21 protein-coding genes are annotated in these 22,382 nt (G+C 64.6%); 11 read left to right on the plus strand and 10 right to left on the minus strand.

Annotation, left to right across the window (positions count from 1 at the left end; translation table 11 throughout):
• Positions 1-59 precede the first annotated feature (59 nt).
• Positions 60-899 (minus strand): SDR family NAD(P)-dependent oxidoreductase, encoded by an 840-nt coding sequence (locus LJ655_RS09235; protein WP_230560939.1) that lies wholly within the window; start codon positions 897-899, stop codon positions 60-62.
• Between the two features lie 175 nt (positions 900-1,074).
• Between LJ655_RS09235 and LJ655_RS09240 the strand changes: the two genes are divergently transcribed.
• Positions 1,075-2,010 (plus strand): GlxA family transcriptional regulator, encoded by a 936-nt coding sequence (locus LJ655_RS09240; protein WP_230560940.1) that lies wholly within the window; start codon positions 1,075-1,077, stop codon positions 2,008-2,010.
• Between the two features lie 106 nt (positions 2,011-2,116).
• Positions 2,117-2,542 carry an HIT family protein gene (locus LJ655_RS09245; RefSeq protein ID WP_230560941.1) on the plus strand — a complete coding sequence of 142 codons (426 nt, stop codon included), beginning with the start codon at positions 2,117-2,119 and terminating at the stop codon, positions 2,540-2,542.
• Between the two features lie 199 nt (positions 2,543-2,741).
• On the opposite strand, the gene LJ655_RS09250 is transcribed toward LJ655_RS09245, so the two are convergent.
• On the minus strand, positions 2,742-2,921 hold the full coding sequence (locus LJ655_RS09250; RefSeq protein WP_230560942.1) for a hypothetical protein: 180 nt from the start codon (positions 2,919-2,921) through the stop codon (positions 2,742-2,744).
• A gap of 493 nt (positions 2,922-3,414) precedes the next feature.
• On the opposite strand from LJ655_RS09250, the gene sap1 reads away from it, so the two are divergent.
• Positions 3,415-3,753 (plus strand): surface attachment protein Sap1, encoded by a 339-nt coding sequence (sap1, locus tag LJ655_RS09255; protein WP_230560943.1) that lies wholly within the window; start codon positions 3,415-3,417, stop codon positions 3,751-3,753.
• 251 nt (positions 3,754-4,004) lie between these two features.
• On the opposite strand, the gene araH is transcribed toward sap1, so the two are convergent.
• The 4 genes from araH to LJ655_RS09275 all read right to left on the minus strand — a co-directional run bounded on the left by araH (position 4,005) and on the right by LJ655_RS09275 (position 9,284).
• Positions 4,005-5,009 carry an L-arabinose ABC transporter permease AraH gene (gene araH / locus LJ655_RS09260; protein ID WP_230560944.1) on the minus strand — a complete coding sequence of 335 codons (1,005 nt, stop codon included), beginning with the start codon at positions 5,007-5,009 and terminating at the stop codon, positions 4,005-4,007.
• 74 nt (positions 5,010-5,083) lie between these two features.
• Positions 5,084-6,643: an L-arabinose ABC transporter ATP-binding protein AraG gene (araG, locus tag LJ655_RS09265; protein WP_230560945.1), complete on the minus strand. Its 1,560-nt coding sequence runs from the start codon at positions 6,641-6,643 to the stop codon at positions 5,084-5,086.
• Between the two features lie 94 nt (positions 6,644-6,737).
• Positions 6,738-7,742 (minus strand): arabinose ABC transporter substrate-binding protein, encoded by a 1,005-nt coding sequence (locus tag LJ655_RS09270; RefSeq protein WP_230560946.1) that lies wholly within the window; start codon positions 7,740-7,742, stop codon positions 6,738-6,740.
• A gap of 93 nt (positions 7,743-7,835) precedes the next feature.
• Positions 7,836-9,284 (minus strand): aldehyde dehydrogenase family protein, encoded by a 1,449-nt coding sequence (locus LJ655_RS09275; protein ID WP_230560947.1) that lies wholly within the window; start codon positions 9,282-9,284, stop codon positions 7,836-7,838.
• Positions 9,285-9,480: 196 nt separating this feature from the next.
• Between LJ655_RS09275 and LJ655_RS09280 the strand changes: the two genes are divergently transcribed.
• Both LJ655_RS09280 and LJ655_RS09285 read left to right on the plus strand, forming a co-directional pair.
• Positions 9,481-10,458: a LysR family transcriptional regulator gene (locus LJ655_RS09280; protein WP_230560948.1), complete on the plus strand. Its 978-nt coding sequence runs from the start codon at positions 9,481-9,483 to the stop codon at positions 10,456-10,458.
• A 142-nt stretch (positions 10,459-10,600) separates the two neighbouring features.
• Positions 10,601-11,152 (plus strand): YaeQ family protein, encoded by a 552-nt coding sequence (locus LJ655_RS09285; protein ID WP_230561097.1) that lies wholly within the window; start codon positions 10,601-10,603, stop codon positions 11,150-11,152.
• A 44-nt stretch (positions 11,153-11,196) separates the two neighbouring features.
• Here LJ655_RS09285 and LJ655_RS09290 read toward each other — a convergent pair whose 3' ends face one another.
• On the minus strand, positions 11,197-11,622 hold the full coding sequence (locus tag LJ655_RS09290; RefSeq protein WP_230560949.1) for a VOC family protein: 426 nt from the start codon (positions 11,620-11,622) through the stop codon (positions 11,197-11,199).
• Positions 11,623-12,041: 419 nt separating this feature from the next.
• Between LJ655_RS09290 and ada the strand changes: the two genes are divergently transcribed.
• From ada to LJ655_RS09310, 4 genes are all read left to right on the plus strand, one after another.
• Positions 12,042-13,223 (plus strand): bifunctional DNA-binding transcriptional regulator/O6-methylguanine-DNA methyltransferase Ada, encoded by a 1,182-nt coding sequence (gene ada, locus LJ655_RS09295; RefSeq protein ID WP_230560950.1) that lies wholly within the window; start codon positions 12,042-12,044, stop codon positions 13,221-13,223.
• Entirely contained in the window at positions 13,220-14,137 is a 918-nt protein-coding gene (locus tag LJ655_RS09300) for a DNA-3-methyladenine glycosylase family protein (RefSeq protein WP_230560951.1), read from the plus strand. The genes ada and LJ655_RS09300 overlap by 4 nt, the downstream gene beginning before the upstream one ends.
• 196 nt (positions 14,138-14,333) lie before the next feature.
• Complete coding sequence (gene gshA / locus LJ655_RS09305) at positions 14,334-15,950, plus strand: glutamate--cysteine ligase (protein WP_230560952.1); 1,617 nt, start codon at positions 14,334-14,336, stop codon at positions 15,948-15,950.
• 228 nt (positions 15,951-16,178) lie between these two features.
• Positions 16,179-16,685 (plus strand): hypothetical protein, encoded by a 507-nt coding sequence (locus LJ655_RS09310; protein ID WP_230560953.1) that lies wholly within the window; start codon positions 16,179-16,181, stop codon positions 16,683-16,685.
• 58 nt (positions 16,686-16,743) lie between these two features.
• Here LJ655_RS09310 and LJ655_RS09315 read toward each other — a convergent pair whose 3' ends face one another.
• Together LJ655_RS09315 and LJ655_RS09320 are read right to left on the minus strand one after the other, a co-directional pair.
• Positions 16,744-18,306, minus strand: a complete 1,563-nt coding sequence (locus tag LJ655_RS09315) for a DHA2 family efflux MFS transporter permease subunit (protein WP_230560954.1) — start codon at positions 18,304-18,306, stop codon at positions 16,744-16,746.
• Between the two features lie 190 nt (positions 18,307-18,496).
• Entirely contained in the window at positions 18,497-19,009 is a 513-nt protein-coding gene (locus LJ655_RS09320) for a MarR family winged helix-turn-helix transcriptional regulator (RefSeq protein ID WP_230560955.1), read from the minus strand.
• Between the two features lie 255 nt (positions 19,010-19,264).
• Between LJ655_RS09320 and LJ655_RS09325 the strand changes: the two genes are divergently transcribed.
• A complete protein-coding gene (locus LJ655_RS09325) occupies positions 19,265-19,660 on the plus strand; it encodes a hypothetical protein (RefSeq protein ID WP_230560956.1) in 396 nt (131 codons plus the stop codon).
• A gap of 279 nt (positions 19,661-19,939) precedes the next feature.
• A complete protein-coding gene (locus LJ655_RS09330; protein ID WP_230560957.1) occupies positions 19,940-21,547 on the plus strand; it encodes an efflux transporter outer membrane subunit in 1,608 nt (535 codons plus the stop codon).
• 55 nt (positions 21,548-21,602) lie between these two features.
• Here LJ655_RS09330 and LJ655_RS09335 read toward each other — a convergent pair whose 3' ends face one another.
• Positions 21,603-22,382: a type II secretion system protein N gene (locus LJ655_RS09335; RefSeq protein WP_230560958.1), complete on the minus strand. Its 780-nt coding sequence runs from the start codon at positions 22,380-22,382 to the stop codon at positions 21,603-21,605.

Here is a 22,382-nt window from a genome sequence, read left to right on the forward strand (position 1 = left end):
GCTGCGATACACCGGCTGCGGATAAGCTGAGTCCCGAGCCGCCCTCCCACCTTCTTTTTTCAGGCCGCCACGGCTCGCGTGTAGCGCTCGGCCGGCGCGCTGCGCGACAGATTCGGCTGCAGATGCAGACGTGCGCTGTTCAAACGCTCCCAGTCGGCGGCATCGGGTAACGACGGAATCGTCACCAGCTCACCCTGATCGAGACCGGCGAGCGCCGCGTCGACCATGTCTTCGGCGCTCATCACGATCTGCGCGGGCAGGTTCTCAACCGCGAGACCCGCGCGATCCCAGAACGCTGTGCTCGTCGCGCCCGGCAGCACCGCTTGCAACCGCACGCCCTTGCCGCCCACCTCGTGATGCAGCGACTGCGTGAGGTTCAGCACGTACGCCTTGGTGCCGCTGTAGGTGCCGTTCAGCAATTCCGGCGACAGCGCGACGATCGACGAGATATTGATCACCGTGCCCGCGCCGCGCGCAATGAAGCCAGGCAACACCGCTGCCGTCAGGCGCGTGAGGGCGGTCACGTTCAGGTCGATCATTTTCTCGAGCTGATCGATGTCCGAGTCGACCAGCGTCGAGGTCGCGCCGACGCCCGCGTTATTGACCAGCATCGTGAGGGCGCGCTCGGCGCGCAGCTGGTTCTCGATGCGCCGCACGTCGGCCTTGTCCGTCAGATCGGCGCTGGCGGTGCTCACGCGGCGGCCGGTCTCCTTCGTGAGCCGGTCGGCGAGATTCTTCAGACGCGCACCGTCGCGTGCGACCAGCAGCAGATCGTAGCCGCGTCGCGCGAGCCGGTCCGCGTAGACCGCGCCGATACCCGAGGAGGCACCCGTGATGACCGCCGTGCCCTTGCCTTCGTTCAAACCGCCTTGTACGCCCTTGTCTGCCTGCGTTGCCATTGAAGCTCTCCTTGCGGGCTGCGCGGGATGCGACCGCCCTTGTCCGTTGAATGGGATCATCCGTGAACTCGCCGCCACCGCGCTTGCGCACTGATGCGGCGGTGTTGACGAGCTGAGTGTAGGCGCGTACCGTTGTGTCTCAAATGTCGTATTTCCCTCATTTTCGGACATCGCAATGAGACGCATCGGCGTGGTGGTATTTCCGGGCTTCCAGATCCTCGACATGATCGCGGTGTCGATTTTCGAACTCGCCAATCAGGACACCGACGAGCCCGCGTACGACGTCACCTTGATCTCCGAGCACGGCGGCATGGTGCGCAGCTCGTCGGGCGTCGAGGTCGCCACGCAGCCGCTCGGCGATCCATCCTATGACACGGTGATCGTCACCGGTGCGATGGAGATCGCGCCGTCGTCGCCGGGCCTGCTCACGTTTCTGAATGACGCGCTCGCCGTCTCGCGCCGCACCGCGAGCATCTGCACCGGCGCATTCGTGCTCGCCGAAGCGGGCATTCTCGACGGCCGCCACGCGACCACGCACTGGGCGCATGCGCGCGATCTGCAACGGCGCTTTCCGCGCGCGCGGGTCGACGAGGACCGCATTTTCATCGTCGACGGCTCGGTGTGGACGTCGGCCGGCATGACCGCGTGCATCGATCTGTGTCTCGCGCTCGTCGAGGGCGACCTCGGCGTCGCGATGTCGCGCGCGATCGCGAAGAAGCTCGTCGTCTATCACCGGCGCACCGGCGGACAATCGCAGTACTCGGCAATGCTTGATCTCGAACCGAAATCCGATCGGATCCAGAACGCGCTGTCGTATGCGAAGAGTCATCTGCGCGAGCCGCTGAGCGTCGAGCAACTCGCCGGCATCGCGCATCTGAGTCCCCGTCAGTTCAGCCGCGCGTTTCGCGACGAGACGCGCCAGTCGCCGGCCCGCGCGATCGAGGCCCTGCGCGTCGAAGCGGCACGCACGATGCTCGAATCCGGCCGTCATTCGATCGAAACGGTAGCGGCCGACACTGGCTTCATCGACACCGAACGGATGCGGCGCGCGTTTCTGCGCGCGTTCGGCCAGCCCCCCCAGGCGATCCGGCGCGCCGCCCGCGTGCCGTGAGCGATCTGGTGGAGAATAGGAAAACTGCGGCGTGAAGCTGGGCGAAAAAACAGTCTCCCGCTCGACCCGTGAATCGAACCCAGCCCAAACGAGTAGAGGAAACACGATGAGCTACAACGACAGCAACCCGTTCGCCAAGATCTTGCGCGGCGAACTGCCGTGCATCAAGGTGGCCGAAAACGACCAGGCTCTGGCTTTCATGGACTTGATGCCGCAAGCCGACGGCCATCTGCTCGTCGTGCCCAAAGAAGCGGTGGCGGAGATTTTCGATCTGTCGGATGAGGCGCTCGTTGCGTCGATGCGCATGGCGCAGAAGCTCGCGATCGCGGTGCGCGCGGCACTGCGCCCGGACGGCGTGTTCATCGGCCAGTTCAACGGCGCGGCGGCGGGACAGACGGTGCCGCACGTCCATTTCCACGTGATACCGCGCTGGGAGGGTCAACCGCTCAAGCTGCATGCGCGCGAGCGCGCTGATACGGACACGCTCGAAGCGCTCGCTACACGGATTCGCGCGCACTGGCGCGCCCATTGAAGAAGCACTAGACGAGGCGCGCCGATGCGCCTCGCATCCCGGTCACACGCGGTAACAACTGTAAAGGCCGCTGCAATCGCCGATAGAAACGGCGCCGGTAGACTGCTACTGCCTTGTATTCAAGGCATTGAGTGTGGATCTCTTTTTCAGCCTGCCCGCAATGGCAGGCTTTTTTCTTTGGGCGATCTGCTTCGCAATTTCAGACCCGATCGCGCGAACGGCGCAGCGGGTGCCGCCAGTCGATGCGTCGGGGCCGCGCTGGCAACGGCCTGCCCTCGTGCAGGTCTCGGTGCTCCTGCCACAATTCGTCGGAAAAAAGAAACATCACGATCAGCAGCGGAACGACCAGAAAAATCCCGAGGATGACGTGCTCGTTCACGATGGCCTCCAATTGCAGGAGATTCGATCCAATTGTAGAGCACCGCTTGTACCCGCATGACGGCCAGGCGCGTCGGAAAAACGCTCGCTCAGCCGCTGGCACTATTTATCTTCTGCATCTGCCTCATTATCGCGCCTGGCAACTTTTGCCAGCCGAACGACTTTGTGTGCGACGCACAAAGCAGCGAATTAAATTGTATTAACGTGCTTAATTCCGAATACACGTTTACGCGAATATGCGCGCGAAGCTATACCGGTTAAAGGCTTGCGAATGACGCATTTGCTATTTATCCGTTTCATTGCCGTTCGATCAGGCGTGTGCCCAAGACTTAATCACCAGCAAAACTGGGTGCGACAATTCGCCACTGTTGCGACCGCACACAAGATGTGCTTGTCGTTCTCCTTTGTTCTTCTAAAGTGCAAGCTGTGGATCAATCCTTAAAGTTAAACACATAGCTAACCCGAGTATTTTTTCGGCCTGCACGGAGGAAGAAATGAAAACTCGAATTGCCGTTGTTTTCGCCATTGCGGGTTTGGCTGCCGCGAGCGTTCAGGCGCAAGACTCCGTGATCAAGCCGCAGCAAACGATCCAGTTCAAGGCCAATGGGTATGGCTGCGTATCGAAAGACAAGCTCGATGCCGCCGACCACCACGCGCAAGCCGGCGAACAGCAGCAAATGCAGGAATTCTTCTCAGGATATCAATGCGTATTGACGCCGACCGACTCGAATTTCCGCGTAGTGCGCGTGGTCGGCCACGACGTCGAGTTCGTGAACGCCGGCAATAGTGACACCGAAGGACTCTGGGCGAACGACCGATTTATCAAGCAATAAGCACAACACCGGCATTCCGGCAAAAGCCGGAATTCGGTCGCATGCGTATCCGCGCGGCTTTGAAAAGTCGCAAGCGTGAACGCGTGAGCTAAAAGACGGCTTAGGCATTCAAACGCCAAGCCGTTTTTTTATTACCCTGCGGGCCGGCCCGGCTTCGCGTGCGACAAAAAGGCCGATGCGGATTTTAGCGATCCGCATCGGCAATACGCCCTCTCGTAAAGCGCAGGAAACCGGCCGCGAGCAACGGCGCGTCAGTGCACGCGCTTGCTGCGGCGGAACTGGTCGAACAGCACCGCGAGCAGCAGGATGCCGCCGCGAATCAGGTACTGGTAGAAGGTCGGCACGTTCAGCAGGCTCATGGCGTCCTGCACCGAGCCCATGATCAGCACGCCGACCAGCACGCCGGAGATCGTCGCGACACCGCCCGTCAGCGACACGCCGCCGAGCACGCATGCGGAAATCACGCCGAGCTCCAGGCCGACCGACGTCTTCGGATCGCCGAGGCTCATGCGCGACGCGAGCATCACGCCCGCGAAACCGGTCACGAGGCCTTGCAGCACGAACACGGTGATCTTGATACGCGTAACGGGCAGCCCCGCGAGCACAGCCGCTTCGCTGTTGCCGCCGACGGCCAGCACGTTCTTGCCGAATACGGTCTTTTTCAGCAGGAAGCCAAACAGCACGAAGCCGACGATGTTGCTCCAGATCGGATACGAAATGCCGAGGAACGCGCCGCCGCCGAGATCGAAGAAGCGCTCCTCGGAGATCATCACCGCGTCGCCGTTCGACGTGATGTACGCGAGGCCGCGCACGACCTCCATCATCGCGAGCGTGACGATCAGCGAGTTGATCTTGTAGCGCGCGACCAGTGTGCCGTTGACGAGCCCAACCGCCCCGCCCGCCAGCACCCCGGCCGCGACGCCGACGAACACGCTATGCGTCGCGGTGATCAGCACGGAAGCGACCACCCCCGAAAACGCGACGATCGACGCCACCGACAGGTCCACCTCGCCAAGCGCGAGTACGAACATCATCGTGACGGAGATCGAGCCGATCAGCGTGACCGACAGCAGCAGGCCCTGAATATTGCGCGTGCTCAGAAAATCGGGGACCGTGAACGACAGCACCGCGAACAGGATGATGAACACCATCACGATGCCGGATTTGTTGATCAGGTCCCAGGTGCGCGCGGCGCGCGCGGTCAAGCCCGCGGAAGCGACGGCAGGGGTCGAGGAGTCGGTCGAAGGTGTATTCATGATGTCTGTTCCGTTCAATGCCGTTTTTGTTGCGGTATTCGGTGAGAGCCCGGGTGGCGCGACCCGGTTGGCGATCAACGCGGCAACGCCAGCTTGATCAACGCATCGGGCGTCGCCTGCGCCTTCGGCAGATCGCCGACGATGCGGCCTTCCTTCATCACGATCACGCGATCGCTCACGCCGATCACCTCGGCGAGATCGCTCGACACCACGATGACCGTGCGGCCCGCCTCGGCGAGCCCATACAGCAGCCCATAAATCTCGCTGCGCGCGCCGACGTCGATGCCGCGAGTCGGCTCGTCCATCAGGAACACGTCGATCTCTTCCGCGAGCCAGCGCGACAGGATCACCTTCTGCTGATTGCCGCCGGAGAGCGTGCCGATCGGCGTGTCGCCGTTGCGTGTCTTGATCGCGAGCCTGCCGATGAACTCGCGCGTGTTCTGCGCTTCCTTGCGGCTGTTGAGCACGTTGAAGCGGCTGAAGTGGCGGCGGCAGCTGATGTTGAGGTTGTCCGAGACCGACGCGATCGACACGATGCCTTCCTGCTTGCGGTCTTCGGGACACAGCGCGACACCGGCGCGCACCGCGTCGCGCGGCGTGGCGAACTGCACGCGCTTGCCCTTCAGCGCGATCTCGCCGGCGCTCGGCTTGACCGCGCCGTAAATCAGCTTCATCAGCTCGGAGCGACCGGCGCCGACGAGCCCGAAAAAGCCGACGATCTCGCCCTTGCGCGCGGAAAACGTGGCGGCTTCGCGCAGGCCCGGTCCCATCACGCCGTCGACCTTAAGCTGAACGTCACCGAGTTCGCGCGCGCGATAGCCGTACACGTCGGTGATCGAACGGCCCACCATGCAGCTGATCAGCCGATCGCGATCAAGTCCCGCGCCGGCCTCGAAGGTGTCGATGCGGCGGCCGTCGCGAAACACGGTGACGCGATCGCACAACTCGTAGACTTCTTCCATCCGGTGCGTGACATAGATGATGGCGCGGCCTTCGGCCTTCAGTGCCCGGATGATGCGGAACAGTTGCGCCGTTTCGCGCGACGACAGCGAGCTGGTCGGCTCATCGAACGCAATCACGCGCGCGTCGCGCATCAGCGCCTTGCCGATTTCGATCATCTGCCGCTGACCGATGGACAGATGCTTGACCTGCAGCGACGGATCGAGCTTCTCGCCGAGCCGTTCGAGCTCGCGCATCGCACGCGCGACGAGTGCCTTTTCGTCCAGTACGCCGAACCGATTCGGCAGCGCACCGAGCATCAGGTTCTCGGCGACGGTCAGCTCCGGCACCAGATGCAGTTCCTGATAGATGATGGCGATACCCGCAGCGATCGCGGCTTTCGTCGTCGCGAACTGCTGCTCGACGTCATCGAGCGACAGCGTGCCCGCAACGGGGTGATTGACGCCGGACAGCACCTTAAGCAGCGTCGACTTGCCGGCGCCGTTTTCGCCCATCAGGCCGTGCACCTCGCCACGGCGCACTTCGAGTGAAACCTGGTCGAGCGCGAGCACGCCCGGAAAGCGCACGGTGATGCCGTCGAGCCGGAGATAGGGGGCCTCGGATACGGGCCTCGATGAAGGCGAGGGCGCGACTGCGGCCCCGCCGGCGTGAGACCCGGTGAATAAAGACGTCATCGAAAAACCTCGAACTGATGGAACCTGAGCGGGCCGCGCTCGCGCGCTAAACGCGCCGCGCGATGCGGCCCGCCATCTGCTGCGAGAACTCCGCTTAGATACCCAGTTCCTTGCGCACGTCCTGCCAGTTGCTGCGCACCATCAGCTTGCCGGTGGTCTGCGTGTCGGCGGGCGGCTGCTTGCCGTTCTTGATCCATTCGACGAGGTTTTCGGTGCTCTCTTTGCCGTGGTTCGTCGAGCTGACGGCGATCGTACCGAAGAAGCCCGTCGGTTCCTTCTTCTGGAACTCGGCGAACGCCTCGCCCGCGCCGTTGATGCCGACGCCGATCACGTCCGCGGCAGGAATATGCAGCTGCTCGGTCGCGCGCACGCCGCCGAGCACGCTTTCCTCGTTGAGCGCGAAGATCACCCACTTCTTGATGTTCGGATGCTGCGCGAGCACCGGCGACACCGCGTTGAAGCCGCCCTCGTCGTCGGTGGTTTTCTGCGGCGCGTCGAAGATGTTTTCCTTCTTGAAGCCGCCGGCGAGCAGCGACTGCGTCGCGCCGTCGGTGCGCAGCTTGGCGGTCGGCAGTTCGTAGTCCGTGATACGTAGCGCGCCGACTTCCTCAGGCTTCCAGCCGCGGCGCTTCATTTCGTCGCTGATCGCCTGGCCGACCTGGTTGCCGATCTTGAAAGCCGACATGCCGAGGTGCGGAACGTTGGCGAGCGGCTTGCCGGTCGAATCGACCAGCTGATCGTCGACGGTCACGAACTTCATGTTGTAGCGCTTCGCGCGTGCCTGAATCGCCGGTCCGAGGCGCACGTCGGGCGCGCAGATCACGAAGCCCTTCGCGCCTTGCGCGCCGAGGTTGTCGATCGCGGCCAGCACTTTTTCGCCGTCGGGAGTACCGATGTTGACGACCGAGAATCCGTCCTTCTGGCCGACCGCGGTCGCGGCCTTCTGTTCGTTGATGAACCATGCCTGTTCCGGCATCTTCACGAGGAAGCCGACCTTGAGCGGCTCGTCGGCGCGCGCGGACAGTTGCGCGGCAAACGGCGCGGCGAGGGCGGCGGCGGCCATTGCGGTGAGGGTCAAACGGCGAAGCTTGCTGGTCATCTTTTGTCTCCTCTGACTAAAAAGCTGCATCGATGTCATGTAGTTGCAGCGGGGTAACGCGGGCGGCGAAAGCCGTGGCTCGGCTCATCGCGTCTATCCCGCTACGTACGCCGTTTTCACGGCGGTCCAGAACGCGGCATCACTGGCTCCATAGGCCGATGCCTTGCGCCCGCCGCCAGGACCGTGATGCTCGACGGCCGTGGTCGGCAGATTGATCGTGACGAGACCGCTCTGCACGTGGCGGCGAAAATGCCGCGCGCGTTCGAGCGAGCGCGTGCAGATGCCGGCGCACAGTCCGTAGGCGGTGCTATTCGCGAGATGTAGTGCGTGTTCGTAATCGTCGGCGCGCAGCACCACCGCGAGCGGCCCGAAAATCTCCTCGCGCGCGATGCGATGCTCCGGTTCGCCGACGAACAGCGCCGGCTCGAGAAAATAGCCGCGCGTCGCGCGCGCGAGCGGTCGCCCGCCGCGCAGCAACTGCGCGCCTTCCTGCTCGCCGATGCGCACGTAATCCAAATTGCGCTCGAGCTGCGCGGCGTTCGCGAGCGGGCCGATGTCGGTGCCGTGCTTCAGCGCGTGATCGACAGTGAGTTTCGCCAGCTTCGCCCGCAACGCGTCGACGAACGGCGCGAACACCGCACGCTCGACGATCAGCCGCGCGGCCGCCGTGCTGCGCTGGCCGGTCGCGCTGAAGGCGCCGGTGAGCGCCGCGTCGACTGCACCGTCGAGGTTGGCGTCGGCTAGCACGACGAACGCATTCTTGCCGCCCATCTCCAGTTGCACGCGCGCCTGGCGTGCGGCGGCGGCCTGCAGCACGCGCGTGCCGGTGTCGCTCGAACCGGCAAAGCTGATCGCCGCGACAAGCGGATGTGCGACGATGCGCGCGCCGACCTTGCGCCCGCTGCCCATCACCAGGTTGAACACGCCGGCCGGCAAACCCGCCCGGCTGACGATCGACGCCAGCGCCGCGGCGCAGGCCGGTACCGATTCGGCCGGCTTGTAGACGACGCAGTTGCCGTGCGCGAGCGCAGCGCCGATCTTCGCGGCGGCGACCGCAAGCGGCGCGCTCCACGGCGCGATGACGCCGACCACCCCGAGCGGCTCGCGCGTCACGTCGATGTCGACCCCGGCACGCGCCGACGCCTGCGGCTCGGCGAACGCGCGCAGCGCCTCGGCCGCGAACAGCTTGAACAGTTGCCCCGCGCGCGTCGCTTCGGCGAGCGCTTCTGGCAGCACCGTGCCGACTTCACGCGCGAGCAGCCTGCCAAGCTCCTCGCGACGCGCGAGCATTTCGCTGCCGATCGCATCGAGCGCATCCGCGCGGCGCTGCGCGGATGCGAGCGACCAGTCGCGAAACGCCGCGTGAGCGGCCTCGATCGCGCTATCGGTCTGCCGCACGTCCGCGCGCACGTACTCGCCAACCGGCTCGTCGAGATCCGACGGATTGAACGACAGGCCCGCGGTCGCGCCGGTCTCCCATCCGCCATTGATGTAGTGGCGAAACGGACTGGCAACGAGCGGGACGAGCGGATCGCGGTTCATCGGCGGAAAAGGGCGGCGCGGCGCGGGCGCCGGATCAGAAATCTCAAGGAAGTTTGCAAAGTCCACGAATGGTATGAGCGGCCCCAATAACTTTCCAATCCCTTTTTTGGCCTCTCCGATATCAGTTTCGATATGGCATCATGGAGCTTCGGCGGAAGAACGTACAACCATCGCTCGTAAAACCTGGAGACCTGTGATGACGCGTAGCTATTCGAACTGGTTCGTGCGCGCGCGGCTGAAAACGCGCCAGTTGCTGCTGCTTGCCGCAATGGAGGAGGAAGGCAACGTGCGCCGCGCGGCCGATGTGCTCGGCATGACGCAGCCGGCCGCGTCGCGTCTGTTGAAGGAACTCGAGGACATGCTCGGCGTGAGCCTGTTCGACCGCACGCCGCACGGCATGCACGCGACGCTGTACGGCGAGGTGATGATCCGCCACGCGCGCATGGTGTTGTCGAACCTGAGCCAGGCCCACGACGAAATCTCGGCGTTGCGCGCGGGGCTCGCGGGTCAGGTGCGCATCGGCGTGATCGCGGCGGCCGCCGCGACGATGGTGCCGCGCGCGATCGCGAGTGTGAAGGAACGTTATCCGCAGCTGCAGATCTGGACCGAGGTCGAGACCTCCGACGTGATGCTGCCGCGGCTCGCCGAAGGCGAGCTCGACATCATGATCGGCCGCGTGCTCGAACGGCAGAATCATTTCAAGACCGACGTGCGCTACGAACCGCTTGCCGACGAACCTTTGTGCGTGGTCGCGCGTCCTGGCCATCCCCTCGAAAATGAAACGGGTTTGACGCTGCGCGGCATCGTCAACGCGAGCTGGGTGCTGCATCCGCCGGGCAGCGTGCTGCGCCATCGTTTCGACCTGATTTTTTCGCAGATCGGCCTGCATCCGCCGCAGAACGTCGTCAATACGAACAATTTCCTGGCCATTTCGAGCCTGCTGCTGCAAAGCGACATGTTGGCGGTGCTACCGGACGAAGTGGCGCGTCAATACCAACAGTACGGCGTATTGAAGCGCGTACCGATCGATTTACCGTGCAGGATGGATACATTCGGTATCATCACGCGCCAGTCGCATCTGTTGTCTCCGGCGGCCGCCGTCGTACTCGAAGCGTTGCGGGACACCGCTCAGGAGGTATACGGCACGGCCATGGAGCCCGCCGTGGCCCGCTAAATGCTTCCTCCCGTGTCATAGGCACCGGCTGACGGCGCGGGAGGAACAGGCGATGTACGGCAAACACAAGAAACGGCAACGCGCCGTCGACGATTCATTTTCGCTGCGCTCTGGTGGAGCGAGCGCCTGGTTCAGCAACGGCATGGCTCTCAAATCGACGATATACAAGGCGGAACTGCAGATCGCGGACATGGACCGGCACTATTACGCCGACCATTCGCTGACGATCGCCCGCCACCCCTCCGAAACCGACGAGCGGATGATGGTCCGCGTCGCCGCATTCGCGCTATTCGCACAGGAACGGTTGGAGTTTTGCAAAGGCTTGTCAGATGTCGACGAACCCGACCTGTGGGCGAAGGACCTGACCGGCGCGATCGATACATGGATCGAGGTCGGCCAGCCCGACGAGCGGCGCATCGCGAAGGCGAGCGGCCGCGCGAATGACGTGATCGTGATCGCGTATGGCGGGCGGACCTCGGAGATCTGGTGGCAGGGCGTGCGCAACAAGGTGGAGCGCCTGCGCAACGTGACGATATGGACGCTTGGCGAGGACGTCGCGGCAGCGCTCGGCTCGCTCGCCGAACGCACCATGCGGCTGCAATGTACCGTGCAGGACGGCGAAGCATGGCTTGGCAGCGCCGACGCCGATGCGGTGAAGATCGACTGGACCGTGCTCAAAGCACCGGCCGCGTGATTGCCAGGATCTGAAACGGTCTTAGCGCCGTTTCGGTTTCGCGTTCAGAGCGACGTGACCCGCGCCGCTTCCGGTGGCCCCTTCAGTTCGACCATATTGCCCTCCGGGTCGAACAGATACAGCGACGGTCCAAAGCCGTCCGCGCCATAACGCACCCCCTGTTCGCCGAGCCGCGCGCCATGCGCGCTCAGATGCGCCTTCAGCGCGTCGGCGTCGAACGACTCGACGCGCAGACACAGATGATCCATGTTGCGTCCCGCTCCCGCCGCGCCGTTTTCCGCGCGGTCGAGCTTCGCACCGGCCTGCAGCACATCGATCAGCGAACGGCCCGCGCGCAGCTGTGTGAGGCCCAGTTCGCGCTGCTCCTTCTCGACGCTGCAACCGAGCACGTCGCAGTAAAACCGCGACAAGGTGTCGGCGTTGGTCGCGCGGAGCACGACGTGGTCGATCTCGCGAATGTGGATTTTCATGTCGAACGCCCCCTGGCTGTTTCGGAGAACCGATTAGCGAAGTGTAGGAGAAAGGGCGGGGCGGATAGGCGGGAAAGCGCGGGCAAAAAAAAGCCCGCTCAAGTGGAGCGGGCTGAATCCATATCAGGAGGAGACATGGAGGAGACAGTTCCTAATATACACATCCGGTTGGTGCGACGCAATAACTTTTTAAGGGAAAACCCGATATCGTGCGAAATTGTCGCAATTTGGGGCGAAAAGCCCGGCGGGCAGGCGTTTCGAAGCGCGCTTGGGATTGCAATTTGCCGGGTATTGACCCTACAACCTGTAGGTGAAATCGTAGCCGAATGACAGAGCAAGAACCGGCGCGTACTGTGTAGAGATCGGGCCTACATTGATGAGCATCGTCATCATCTGCCCATCGGGGCTCCGAGGACATCATGAACGCTACCACCCGTCGATCCGCCACCGTGCGCACCGCCGCCGACGTCGACGCCACTCAGTGGCGCACTGACGGCGAACGCTGGGACGCCGTCACGCATCGCGACCGCGACGCCGACGGCGCATTCTTCTACGCAGTCAGGACGACCGGCGTGTTCTGCCGGCCGTCTTGCGCGTCGCGCCAGCCGCGCCGCGAAAACGTCGCCTTCTTCACCGATGCCGCCGCCGCTCGCGCCGCGGGCTTTCGCGATTGCAAGCGCTGCCAGCCCGGTGGCCTGCCGCGCGAGCTCGACATCGTCGCTCGGGCCTGTGCCGCGCTGGACGCCGATCCGCAGCAACGCCTCACGCTCGCGCAACTGAGCGACGCCGTGCACGTGAGCCCGTTCCATTTGCAACGCCTGTTCAAGCGTGTGGTCGGGGTGTCACCGCGTCAGTACCAGGCCGCACAGCGCGGCGCCGCGTTGCGCGATGCGCTGCAGGGCGGCGCCGACGTCACGCGGGCGACGCTCGACGCCGGTTTCGGCTCGCCGTCGCGAATGTACGACAGCGCGCCGGCCGAGCTTGGCATGGCACCGTCCGCGTATCGCCGCAAAGGCGCCGGGCTCACGGTGCGCTACGCGAGCGCGCCGAATTCGCTCGGCTTTGTGCTGGTCGCCGCGACCGACAAGGGCATCTGCAAGATCGGCTTCGGCGACGACCCCGCCATGCTGATCGACGAATTGCGCGGCGAGTTCGCGAATGCCGAGCTGCGCGAAGATGCCGGGCGGCTCGCGCCGTTCGTCGCGCAGATCGACGCGTATCTGCGCGGCACTCGCCAGAACTTCGACCTGCCGCTCGATATCGCGTCGACCGCATTCAAGCAGCGCGTATGGGACGCGCTGCGGCGCATCCCATACGGCGAGACGCGCAGCTATTCGCAGATCGCCGAGGCCGTCGGCTCGCCGCGCGCGGTCCGCGCAGTGGCCAGTGCGTGCGCGACGAATCCGGTCGCGCTCGCGATTCCATGCCATCGCGTCGTGCAAAAGGGCGGGGCGCTCACCGGCTATCGCTGGGGACTGCCGCGCAAGGCGGCTTTGCTAGACAATGAGGCGCAGCACGCAGGCGGCGTTTCAGCCGACGATGCGAGCCGTGCCGATAGCGGCGCTCACTCCCGCAACTCCCAACTGGATCACGCCGCTTGAGCACGCTTAATCACGTCGCAACGCTCGAATTACCGTTCAAGGCACCGTTCGATTGGCCTCGGCTGCTGCGCTTTTTCAGCGGCCGGGCGACGCCCGGCGTCGAGGCCGTCGAGGATGGCGCCTATCGCCGCGCGATCGCCTGGCACGGTGACAGCGGCACGTTGAGCGTGCGGCTGCATCCGCGCAAACGCTGCATCGTCGCGAGCATCGAAGGGCCGGCGAGTCGTCACGCCGATGCGCTCGCCACGCCAGTCGCGAGAATGTTCGATCTGCGTGCTGACCCGGAGAAGATCGCCGCCGGGCTCGCCGCGGACCCGTGGCTCGCGCCGCTCGTCGCGGCGGTCCCGGGCCTGCGCGTGCCGGGCGCGTGGTCGGGCTTCGAGCTGATAGTGCGGGCGATCGTCGGTCAGCAGGTCAGCGTGAAGGCCGCGACGACGATCATCGGGCGGCTCGTGCAGCGCGCGGGCGAACGCATCGACGGACATCCGCATGAAAACACCGCGTGGCGCTTTCCGACACCCGCCGCGCTCGCCGATGCCGATCTCGCGCAAATCGGCATGCCGGGCAAACGCGTCGCCGCGTTGCAGGGCTTCGCGCGCGCGGTCGCGAGCGGCGATGTGCCGCTCGACAGCGATGCCGTCGACGCCGCAAGCCTGCGCGGCGCTTTGCTCGCGCTCGGGGGTATCGGGCCCTGGACCGTCGAATACGTCGCGATGCGCGCATGGCGCGATCCCGACGCATGGCCCGCCTCGGATCTCGTGCTGATGCAAGCGATCTGCGCGCGCGATCCAGCGCTCGTGCGGCCCGCGCAGCAGCGCAGCCGCAGCGACAGGTGGCGGCCGTATCGTGCGTATGCCGCGATGCATCTGTGGAACGAGGTCGCTGATCGGGCAGGCGCGGCGCGCGGCGGATGAGTGTCGCCGTGACGTGGCGATGGTGACGGCGTAGCTCGGCACCACCCACAAACCCGCCGAGAAGGGCGCAAGCAGCCGTTCTGGCGAGATGTTAAAGTGCCCGCTACTGAAAATTCCGCCGAACGTTGTCAGCCGCTGTACCGTCTGCGAAAAATCTGGCGATACGCAGCGAACCGGCAACGCGCGACTCGCATCAATGCCAAACACCATTCCTTCCCGCGCGACCGACGCGTTTTCGCACCGCCTGTCCGTGCTCGGCTCCGGCCCGCAGCGCGATGTGCTGATACGCGGCCTGCGCGGCATCGAAAAGGAAAGTCTGCGCGTGACGCGCGACGGCCAGCTCGCCATGACGCCGCATCCGCGCGCGCTCGGCTCGGCGCTGACGCATCCGTCGCTCACAACCGACTACTCCGAGGCGCTGCTCGAGCTGATCACCCCAGCCGAGCAGGACGTCGCCGAAACGCTCGCGCAGCTCGACCTGCTGCATCGCTTCGTCTACGCGGAACTCGGCGACGAACTTCTGTGGACCAACTCGATGCCGGGCCTGTTGCCCGCCACCGACGACGGCATTCCGATCGCGCACTACGGGACGTCGAACATCGGCAAACTGAAGTACGTGTACCGCGTCGGCCTCGCATTGCGTTATGGCCGCGCGATGCAATGTATCGCCGGCATCCACTACAACTATTCGCTGAGCGAAGAAGTTTGGCGACTGCTGCACGCCGATCAGCAATCTACCGCGAACCTCGTCGACTTCCAGTCCGACCGTTACCTTGCGCTGATTCGTAATTTCCGCCGCACCAACTGGCTGCTGATGTATCTGTTCGGCGCATCGCCGGCGCTCGATCGTCGATTCCTCCGCGATCGGAAACACACGCTCGACACGTTCGATGCCGACACGCTGTATCGCCCGTACGCAACGAGCCTGCGCATGAGCGACCTCGGCTATTCGAACACCACCGCGCAAGCCGCGCTGCACGCCGACTACAACACGCTGCCCGGCTATCTCGACGCGCTCTCGAAAGCCGTGAGCCAGCCTTATCCGGCCTACGAGCAGATCGGCACGCAACGCGACGGCGAGTGGGTGCAGATCAACACCAACGTGCTGCAGATCGAAAACGAGTTCTATTCGACGATTCGTCCGAAGCGCGTCACGTATCCGGGCGAGCGGCCGCTGCATGCGCTCGCCGTGCGCGGCGTGCAATACGTCGAAGTGCGCTGCATGGACATCGATCCATTCGAGCCGACCGGCATTTCGCTTGAAACGTCGCGCTTTCTCGACGCTTACCTGCTCGTGTGCGCGCTCGACGACAGCGCGCCGCTGCCGCGGCCCGCCTACACGGAAGCGAACCTGAACTTCGGCCGCATGACGATGGAAGGTCGCAAGCCCGGCCTCGAGCTGATCCGCGACGGCAAGCCGGTCGCCATGACCGACTGGGCCGAGGAACTGCTCGCGAAAATCGACGCCGCAGCCGCCGTGCTCGACAGACTGAACGGCGGCGACGAACATGCCCGCGCGGTCGCCGCGCAACGCGCGAAGCTCGCGGACGTGTCACTGACGCCATCGGCGCGCGTGCTGCAAACGATGCGCGAAAAGCAGCAGAGCTTCCTCGCGTTCGGCCTCGCGCAAAGCGAAGCGCATGCCGCGTACTTCCGCGCACGTCCGCTCGACGCCGCGCAGGCAAAGGCGTTTGCAGATCTCGCGGTGCAATCGCTCGAAGAACAGGCGAAGCTCGAACGCGAGGAAGTCGGTTCGTTCGATGCGTTCGTGGCCGCTTATCGCGCCTACACGCTCAATCGCTTTAGCATCTGAGCGTTCACCCGAAGTCGAGACGCAGACAAGCGGCCCGCGCGGCCGCTTTTTCTTTGGCGCGAATAATGCACAGCCAATGCGCGGGTAACGACTACGGACCGTGCTCCGAAGGCGCGCGTGCAATCGGAAAATTCTCCGCGCGTCGTCGCAGTTCTCTGATCTGGATGAAACGTGCCCTCGGCCCGCCGGTCCAAAATGTTATGACACGATGTACAGGGAGATATCGACGTGAAGAACAAAGTTCTGTTGGCCGCGCTGTGTCTCGTGGCGGCGGCGGCGTGCTCGACCCAAGGTCAGGTCGATCCGGACATCATGCAGATCGCGACCAAACCGCTGACGTGTTCGAACAAGGCCGAATGCGACCTCTGGTGGCAACGGGCGCACACATGGGTCGCGAGTCACTCGAAGTACGAGATCGAGATCGCTAACGACTCGTTGATCCAGACCACCGGCCCCGACGGCGGCAAGCGCGCGCTCGCGTATCAGATCACGCGCGCCGCGAGTCCCGACGGCACCGAGACGATCGGCTTTTCGGCGCATTGCGACAGCTCCCTCGGCTGCAAGCCGAATCCGTGGGAAGCGGGCGCGGATTTCAAGCTATATGTGAGAGGCGAAGGCGCCGGCGTGCCGCAAGGCAGCGCGATACCATCGCAGAAGGCGCCCGATGCGACGCATCCGGAGACGCTGCCCGGAAGGTCGGCTACGCTGCCGAACGGTGAGGTGATGTCGCAATAGCGGGCTGATTCGCGGCATCGGCAACGGCGCTTCAGGCGCCGCTGCCGCGCCGTCGACTTCAGTGTCCCAGCGAAGGCCCTGCGCCCTTGCGCGGCTTCGTGACCCACACGAGCAACGCCAGCACGATAAACGCCGCGCACGAGATGCGGAAGAAGTCGTTGGTGGCCATCATGTATGCCTGACTCGTCACCACCTGGTTCAGCTGCGCGGTAAGGCCGTCGCCGGACAACCCGGCACCCGCGAGCGCGTTCGTAAAGGCGTTGGTATTCGCCGAATAAGCGTTGACCGTATCGGCGAGCATCGCGTGGTGATAGATCGTGTCGTTTTCCCAGAACGTCGTGCTGATCGCCGTGCCGATCGCGCCGGACAACGTGCGGAAAAAGTTCGACAAACCAGACGCGCTCGCAAGACGCTCATCGGGCACGCTGGAAAGCGTAATCGTCGTCATCGGCACGAAGAAGCACGCGACGCCGATGCCCTGTATGAGCCGCGGCAGGATGACGTGGTCGAACGGCACATCGAGCGTGAACGTCGAGTTCCAGAACGACACGATCGCGAACACGATAAAAGCAAAGCTCGCGACCATGCGCAGATTCAGACGATGCATGTTCTTGCCGATCATCGGCGACAGAAACAGCGCGAGCAATCCGACCGGCGCCGTGGCCAGACCCGCGAGGCCGGCCGTGTAGCCCATCACCGTTTGCAGCCAAAGCGGGAAAATCACCACCGAGCCGAAGAACGCCATGAAGCCAAACGAGATGATCACCACGCCGAGCGCAAAGTTGCGATCCTTGAACAGCGACAGGTCCACGATCGGCTCCTTCTCCGTCAACTCCCACACGAGCAGGAACGCGATCGACACGAGCGCGATCACGGCGAGCGTGACGATGAACGTCGAGTTGAACCAGTCGCGGTCCTTGCCGAGATCGAGCATCATCTGCAGACACGACACACCGGTCACCAGCAACACGAGGCCGATCACGTCGATGCGCTGGCGGGTCGTCTGCGTCTCGCGGCCCCGTAGCAGCAGGTACGCGCAGAACGCCGAGAACAGGCCGATCGGCACGTTGATATAGAAGATCCACGGCCACGTGAAGTTATCGGTGATATAGCCGCCCATCAACGGGCCGAAGATCGGCGCGCAGATCACGGTCATCGCCCATAAGCCGAGCGCGAGGCCGCGTTTCGCGGGCGGGTAGGAGCGCATCAGGATCGTCTGCGACAGTGGCACCATCGGCCCCGACACGAGCCCTTGCACGAGCCGGAACGCGATCAGGGTTTCGAAGTTATGGGCGAGACCGCAGGCCGCCGATGCGATGGTGAACAGCAGCACCGACAGCGAGAAGAGCCGCACCTCGCCGACGCGTCGCGCGAGCCACCCGGTCAGCGGCACGGCGATGGCCGAAGCGACCGAGTAGGACGAGATCACCCAGGTGCCCTGGCTTGTCGCGACGCCGAGGCTGCCGGAAATGGTCGGCACCGCGACGTTCGCGATCGAGGTGTCCAACACCTCCATGAAGGTGCCCAGTGCGAGACCGACGGTCAGCAGCGCGAGCGCGCCGCCCTGCAGCGGGGCGGGTTCGGTCACGGGCAGCGCGGCGTTGGAAGCCGTGGCGTCCATAGGTTGTTCTCCTCAAGCGGCGAAAGCTTGTCACGGCAGCTTTATCATGCGTGTCTGACACGTCGTTTGCATGCCCGATCACCCTCTGCCCAGACAGATATCTTTTGATAACGGCGCTTTCAAAAAAGCGCCTCCTCGTTGCGTTGCTAGTGCTTCGTGATGAAGCGCCGCCTGTTGGCGACGACTGTGCTTAGTTTCCAGTCTTGGGCTCATCCGGCCGGGGCGCCGGTCCACGGCCCACGCCGGTTTCTCCCTCGGGACCGTTCGCGATGAAACGGGCGAGCAGGTGAATCAGCGTTGCGTGCTCCTCGGCCGTAAAACCGCGCAATTGATCGTTCAGTACAGTCGCGCCCAGATTCGGCAATTGCTGCGCGGCGTCATGGCCTTGAGGAGTCAGCTCCAGCTTCACCATGCGCCGGTCGTCACTGCTGCGCGTGCGCACGATGAAGCCTTTTTTTTCCAGGCGATCGAGCAGACGCGTCATCGAGCCGCTGTCGTACGACATTGCGCGCGACAGCTCGAATGGCGTGCTCGCACGGCGCGACGACAGCATCAGAATTACGCCGATCTGCTGCGCGGTGAGCCCGAGCGGCTTGACCGCACGGTCCGTGCGCTCCACCAGCACGTTGCGCGCTTTGGTCAGGTAGTAGCCGAGACTGCTCGTGAGCTCGACCTCGTCCGCTTTGTAGGGGCCATCCGTCATGGGCTCTCCGCAACATCCACAAGCAAAACGAAGTTTAGCTGCCTAAGCAGACAAGTCAATTGACTTTTTGCGGTGCACGACCGCCCAACATAAAAACCACACGCGAAACATTCTCGCGGCACAGTATCTTGAAATTTGATTGCATGGTCAATATTATGACAGGCAACGAGTTTCGCGCGTCCTGCGCCATTCGCGACGATGTTCTGACCGATCACCGCACGCCGCCCGCTCGCGACGCGCAACAGGATTTCCCCGATGCCGCACCTCAAAAACACCACGCTTAGCGGCCTCAGCCGCTCACTGACCCATTCCGCGCTTCACAGCTTCCAGGGCCCACACCGTTGGTGGAAACTCGCGCTCTTCGCGGGACTGCTGGTGCTGCCTGGCGGATCGGTGGGTGTCGCGCTGCTCGCCTGGGTCGAGCATCGGCGGGAGACGAAGCGGGCGAAGCGCGACAGCGCCGCGCTCGAGACATCCAGCGAAATCGTGCTCCCTAAGGAAAGCTTCGCCATTGCAGCGACAGGCATCACCGCAGCCAACAGCGGCAGCGCTTGCGTTGCGCGCGGCGGCGCATCGTGCCGGGCTTCGGCGGGTAAGCTCGCGAGCCAGCGTCAGCGCAAGCAGGCCAAAACAGCAGAATCGCGCTTCTGACGGCGCGCCTCTTCCCGACGCGCTTTTGAAATACCGGTTCGCTTCCTCTCGCCGCCTGCACTACAGCGTACCCGCCGCGCCTCGCGCCTGCCGGTAACAACGCGTAACCATCGCGTCGCCGCAGGTAACACACCTGCGCATCGCGCCGCATTAACCTTTCAGCTTTCAGTTTCCCGCGCTCGCGCGGGCGCATACGCTAACATTCCGGCAGACCACGATCTCGCTCCGCCGGTGGCGCCGCTGCCTGCCGCACCGCGGCGTCCAGAAGGAATTCACTCCATGCAGTCCGATCGAATCTCTCGCGCGCGGGTGTTTGCGCCGCGCGTCCTAACACTCGCCATCAGCGCGGCCTGCGCGACGCTCGTCGCCGCCTGCGCGGTCGGCCCGAACTATCAGCGGCCGGCCACCGAGATCCCTGCGTCGTTCAAGGAAGCCGCGCCCGGCTGGAAGGTCGCTGAACCCGCCGATCAACACGACCGCGGCAACTGGTGGGCGATCTTCGAAGACCCGAAGCTCAACGAACTCGAAGACAGGCTCAACGCCGCGAACCAGACCATCGCGCAATTCGCCGCGAACTACCGGCAGGCGCGCGCGCTCGTCGGCGAAGCGCGCGCCGCGTATTTCCCGACGATCGGTGCGTCGGCGGGCGCGACACGCTCCGGCAACGGCGCGCAAACCGGCGGCAATGCGACGACCGCGACGAGCCGACCCGGCATCGGCAACAGTTTCAACGTCCAGATGCAGGCAAGCTGGGAACCGGACCTGTGGGGCTCGGTCACGCGCTCGGTCAACGCGCAGCGAGCCGGCCAGCAGGGTGCGGCCGCCGATCTCGCGAACGCGCGCCTGTCGGCGCAAGCCACGCTCGCGCAGACTTACTTCCTGCTACGCTCGCTCGATTCCACGCAAAAGCTGCTCGACGACACAGTCGAGGCCTATCAGCGCTCGCTGCAACTCACGCAGAATCAGTACGCGGCCGGCGTCGCCGCGCGCTCGGACGTGATCCAGGCGCAAACGCAGCTGCAATCGGCGCAGGCCGCCGCGATCGACAACGGCATCCAGCGCGCGCAGGACGAGCACGCGATCGCGGTGTTGATCGGCGTGCCCGCATCGACGTTCTCGCTGCCGCCGATGCCGCTCACCGCGACGCCACCGGCCGTGCCCGCGCAAATGCCGTCTGCGCTGCTCGAACGCAGGCCGGATATCGCGTCAGCGGAACGCAAGGCGGCCGCGGCGAACGAGCAGATCGGCGTGGCAATCGCCGCGTTTTTCCCGTCGCTGACGCTATCGGCGACCGGCGGTTTCGAGAACTCGGTGTTCTCGCAATTGTTGACCTTGCCGTCGCGCTTCTGGACGCTCGGCCCGCAACTGGCCGGGACGATCTTCGACGGCGGTCTGCGCAAGGCGCAAACCGAGGCCGCGCGCGCTACCTACGACGCGGATGTCGCGACCTATCGGCAAACGGTGCTCGCCGCGTTCCAGGACGTCGAGGACAACCTCGCGTCGCTGCGCATTCTCGAGCAGGAAATCGTCGTGCAGCGGCAGGCGGTCGACTCGGCGCGCCAGGCGCTCGCGATCGTCACGAACGAGTACAAGGCGGGTACGGTCGGTTTCGTCAACGTGCTGACCGCGCAGACCACGGCGTTCACGGCCGAACAGAAACTCGAGACCATCGCCGGGCAGCGAATGGTGTCGTCGGTGGGTCTCGTGAAGGCGCTCGGCGGCGGCTGGGACGTATCGCAGATGAATCGCGAGACCGGCGATGTCGCCGCGCCCGCACCGCTGCCGGCCTCCGCTCCAGCGGCTGCGGCGGCACTCGGCGCGACGTCCATCGCGCAAGGCGTCACGCCTGGAGCAGAAACACCGCAAGCGCGGGTGCAGAGCAAATAACGGCCGCCGCGCTCGCCTCGGTCGATCCGAAGCGCCCAGTGCAAAACGGCGCGCCTCAGCGGACGAACGTCAGCGTCACCGTATCCGGTCCGCTTGGCCGGCCCAGCAGATTCAACAGGCCGGCGAGGTTATCGTGCTGCTCCGGCGCGGCGCTCGCGGTGCCATGAAACGACGTCGATACGGCCGACACCGTGCCATTGCCGTTCAACCTCAACGGTCCCTTCACCGTGCTCAGCTCGAGCGCCGACGACGCGCCCTGCGCCTGAAACCTGACCCGGTACGACCCGAGCGGCTTCACGAGCGACACGCGTGAGCTGAGGTCGTCGAGCATCATCGTCAGTTGCCCGAACGCTTCGCCATTGAAGCTGCGCCAGTCGGACCACGACAACTGCACGTTACCCCGCAGATCGAGCGTGTTGAACGGCGCGCCGAGCCCCGCGAGCAGCGACGCCGGCACCACGAGCACGCCAGGCGTGACGCTTGCCCCGCGCAGTGTCGCATCAACCGTGATCGGGTCGGGCATCGCTTCGCTTTGCCGCATGACCATGCGCACGCGCCCGGTGAAAAGAGGCCAGAAGGCGGTGCGCCATTCGATCCGCCCAGGCAGCAGCGTCGCCGTGCTCATATCGGAGCCAGCGGCAAGCATCAGCGTCGCCGAGCCGTGCCACAGCGAGCCTTCGGCGTCGACGAGATTGACGTGCCCGTGCGTTTGCCGCGCGAACTGCGGCGTAATCCAGGCGGCCGGCAGCAACGCGAGCGTCACGGCCGCGACCGACAGAATGGCGACGACCAGCCACGGCAGCGCCACACGCAGGCGCCACATCCAGTAATTCAT

Origin of the sequence: Paraburkholderia translucens (genome assembly GCF_020881035.1) — a bacterium.
Lineage (GTDB): Bacteria > Pseudomonadota > Gammaproteobacteria > Burkholderiales > Burkholderiaceae > Paraburkholderia > Paraburkholderia translucens.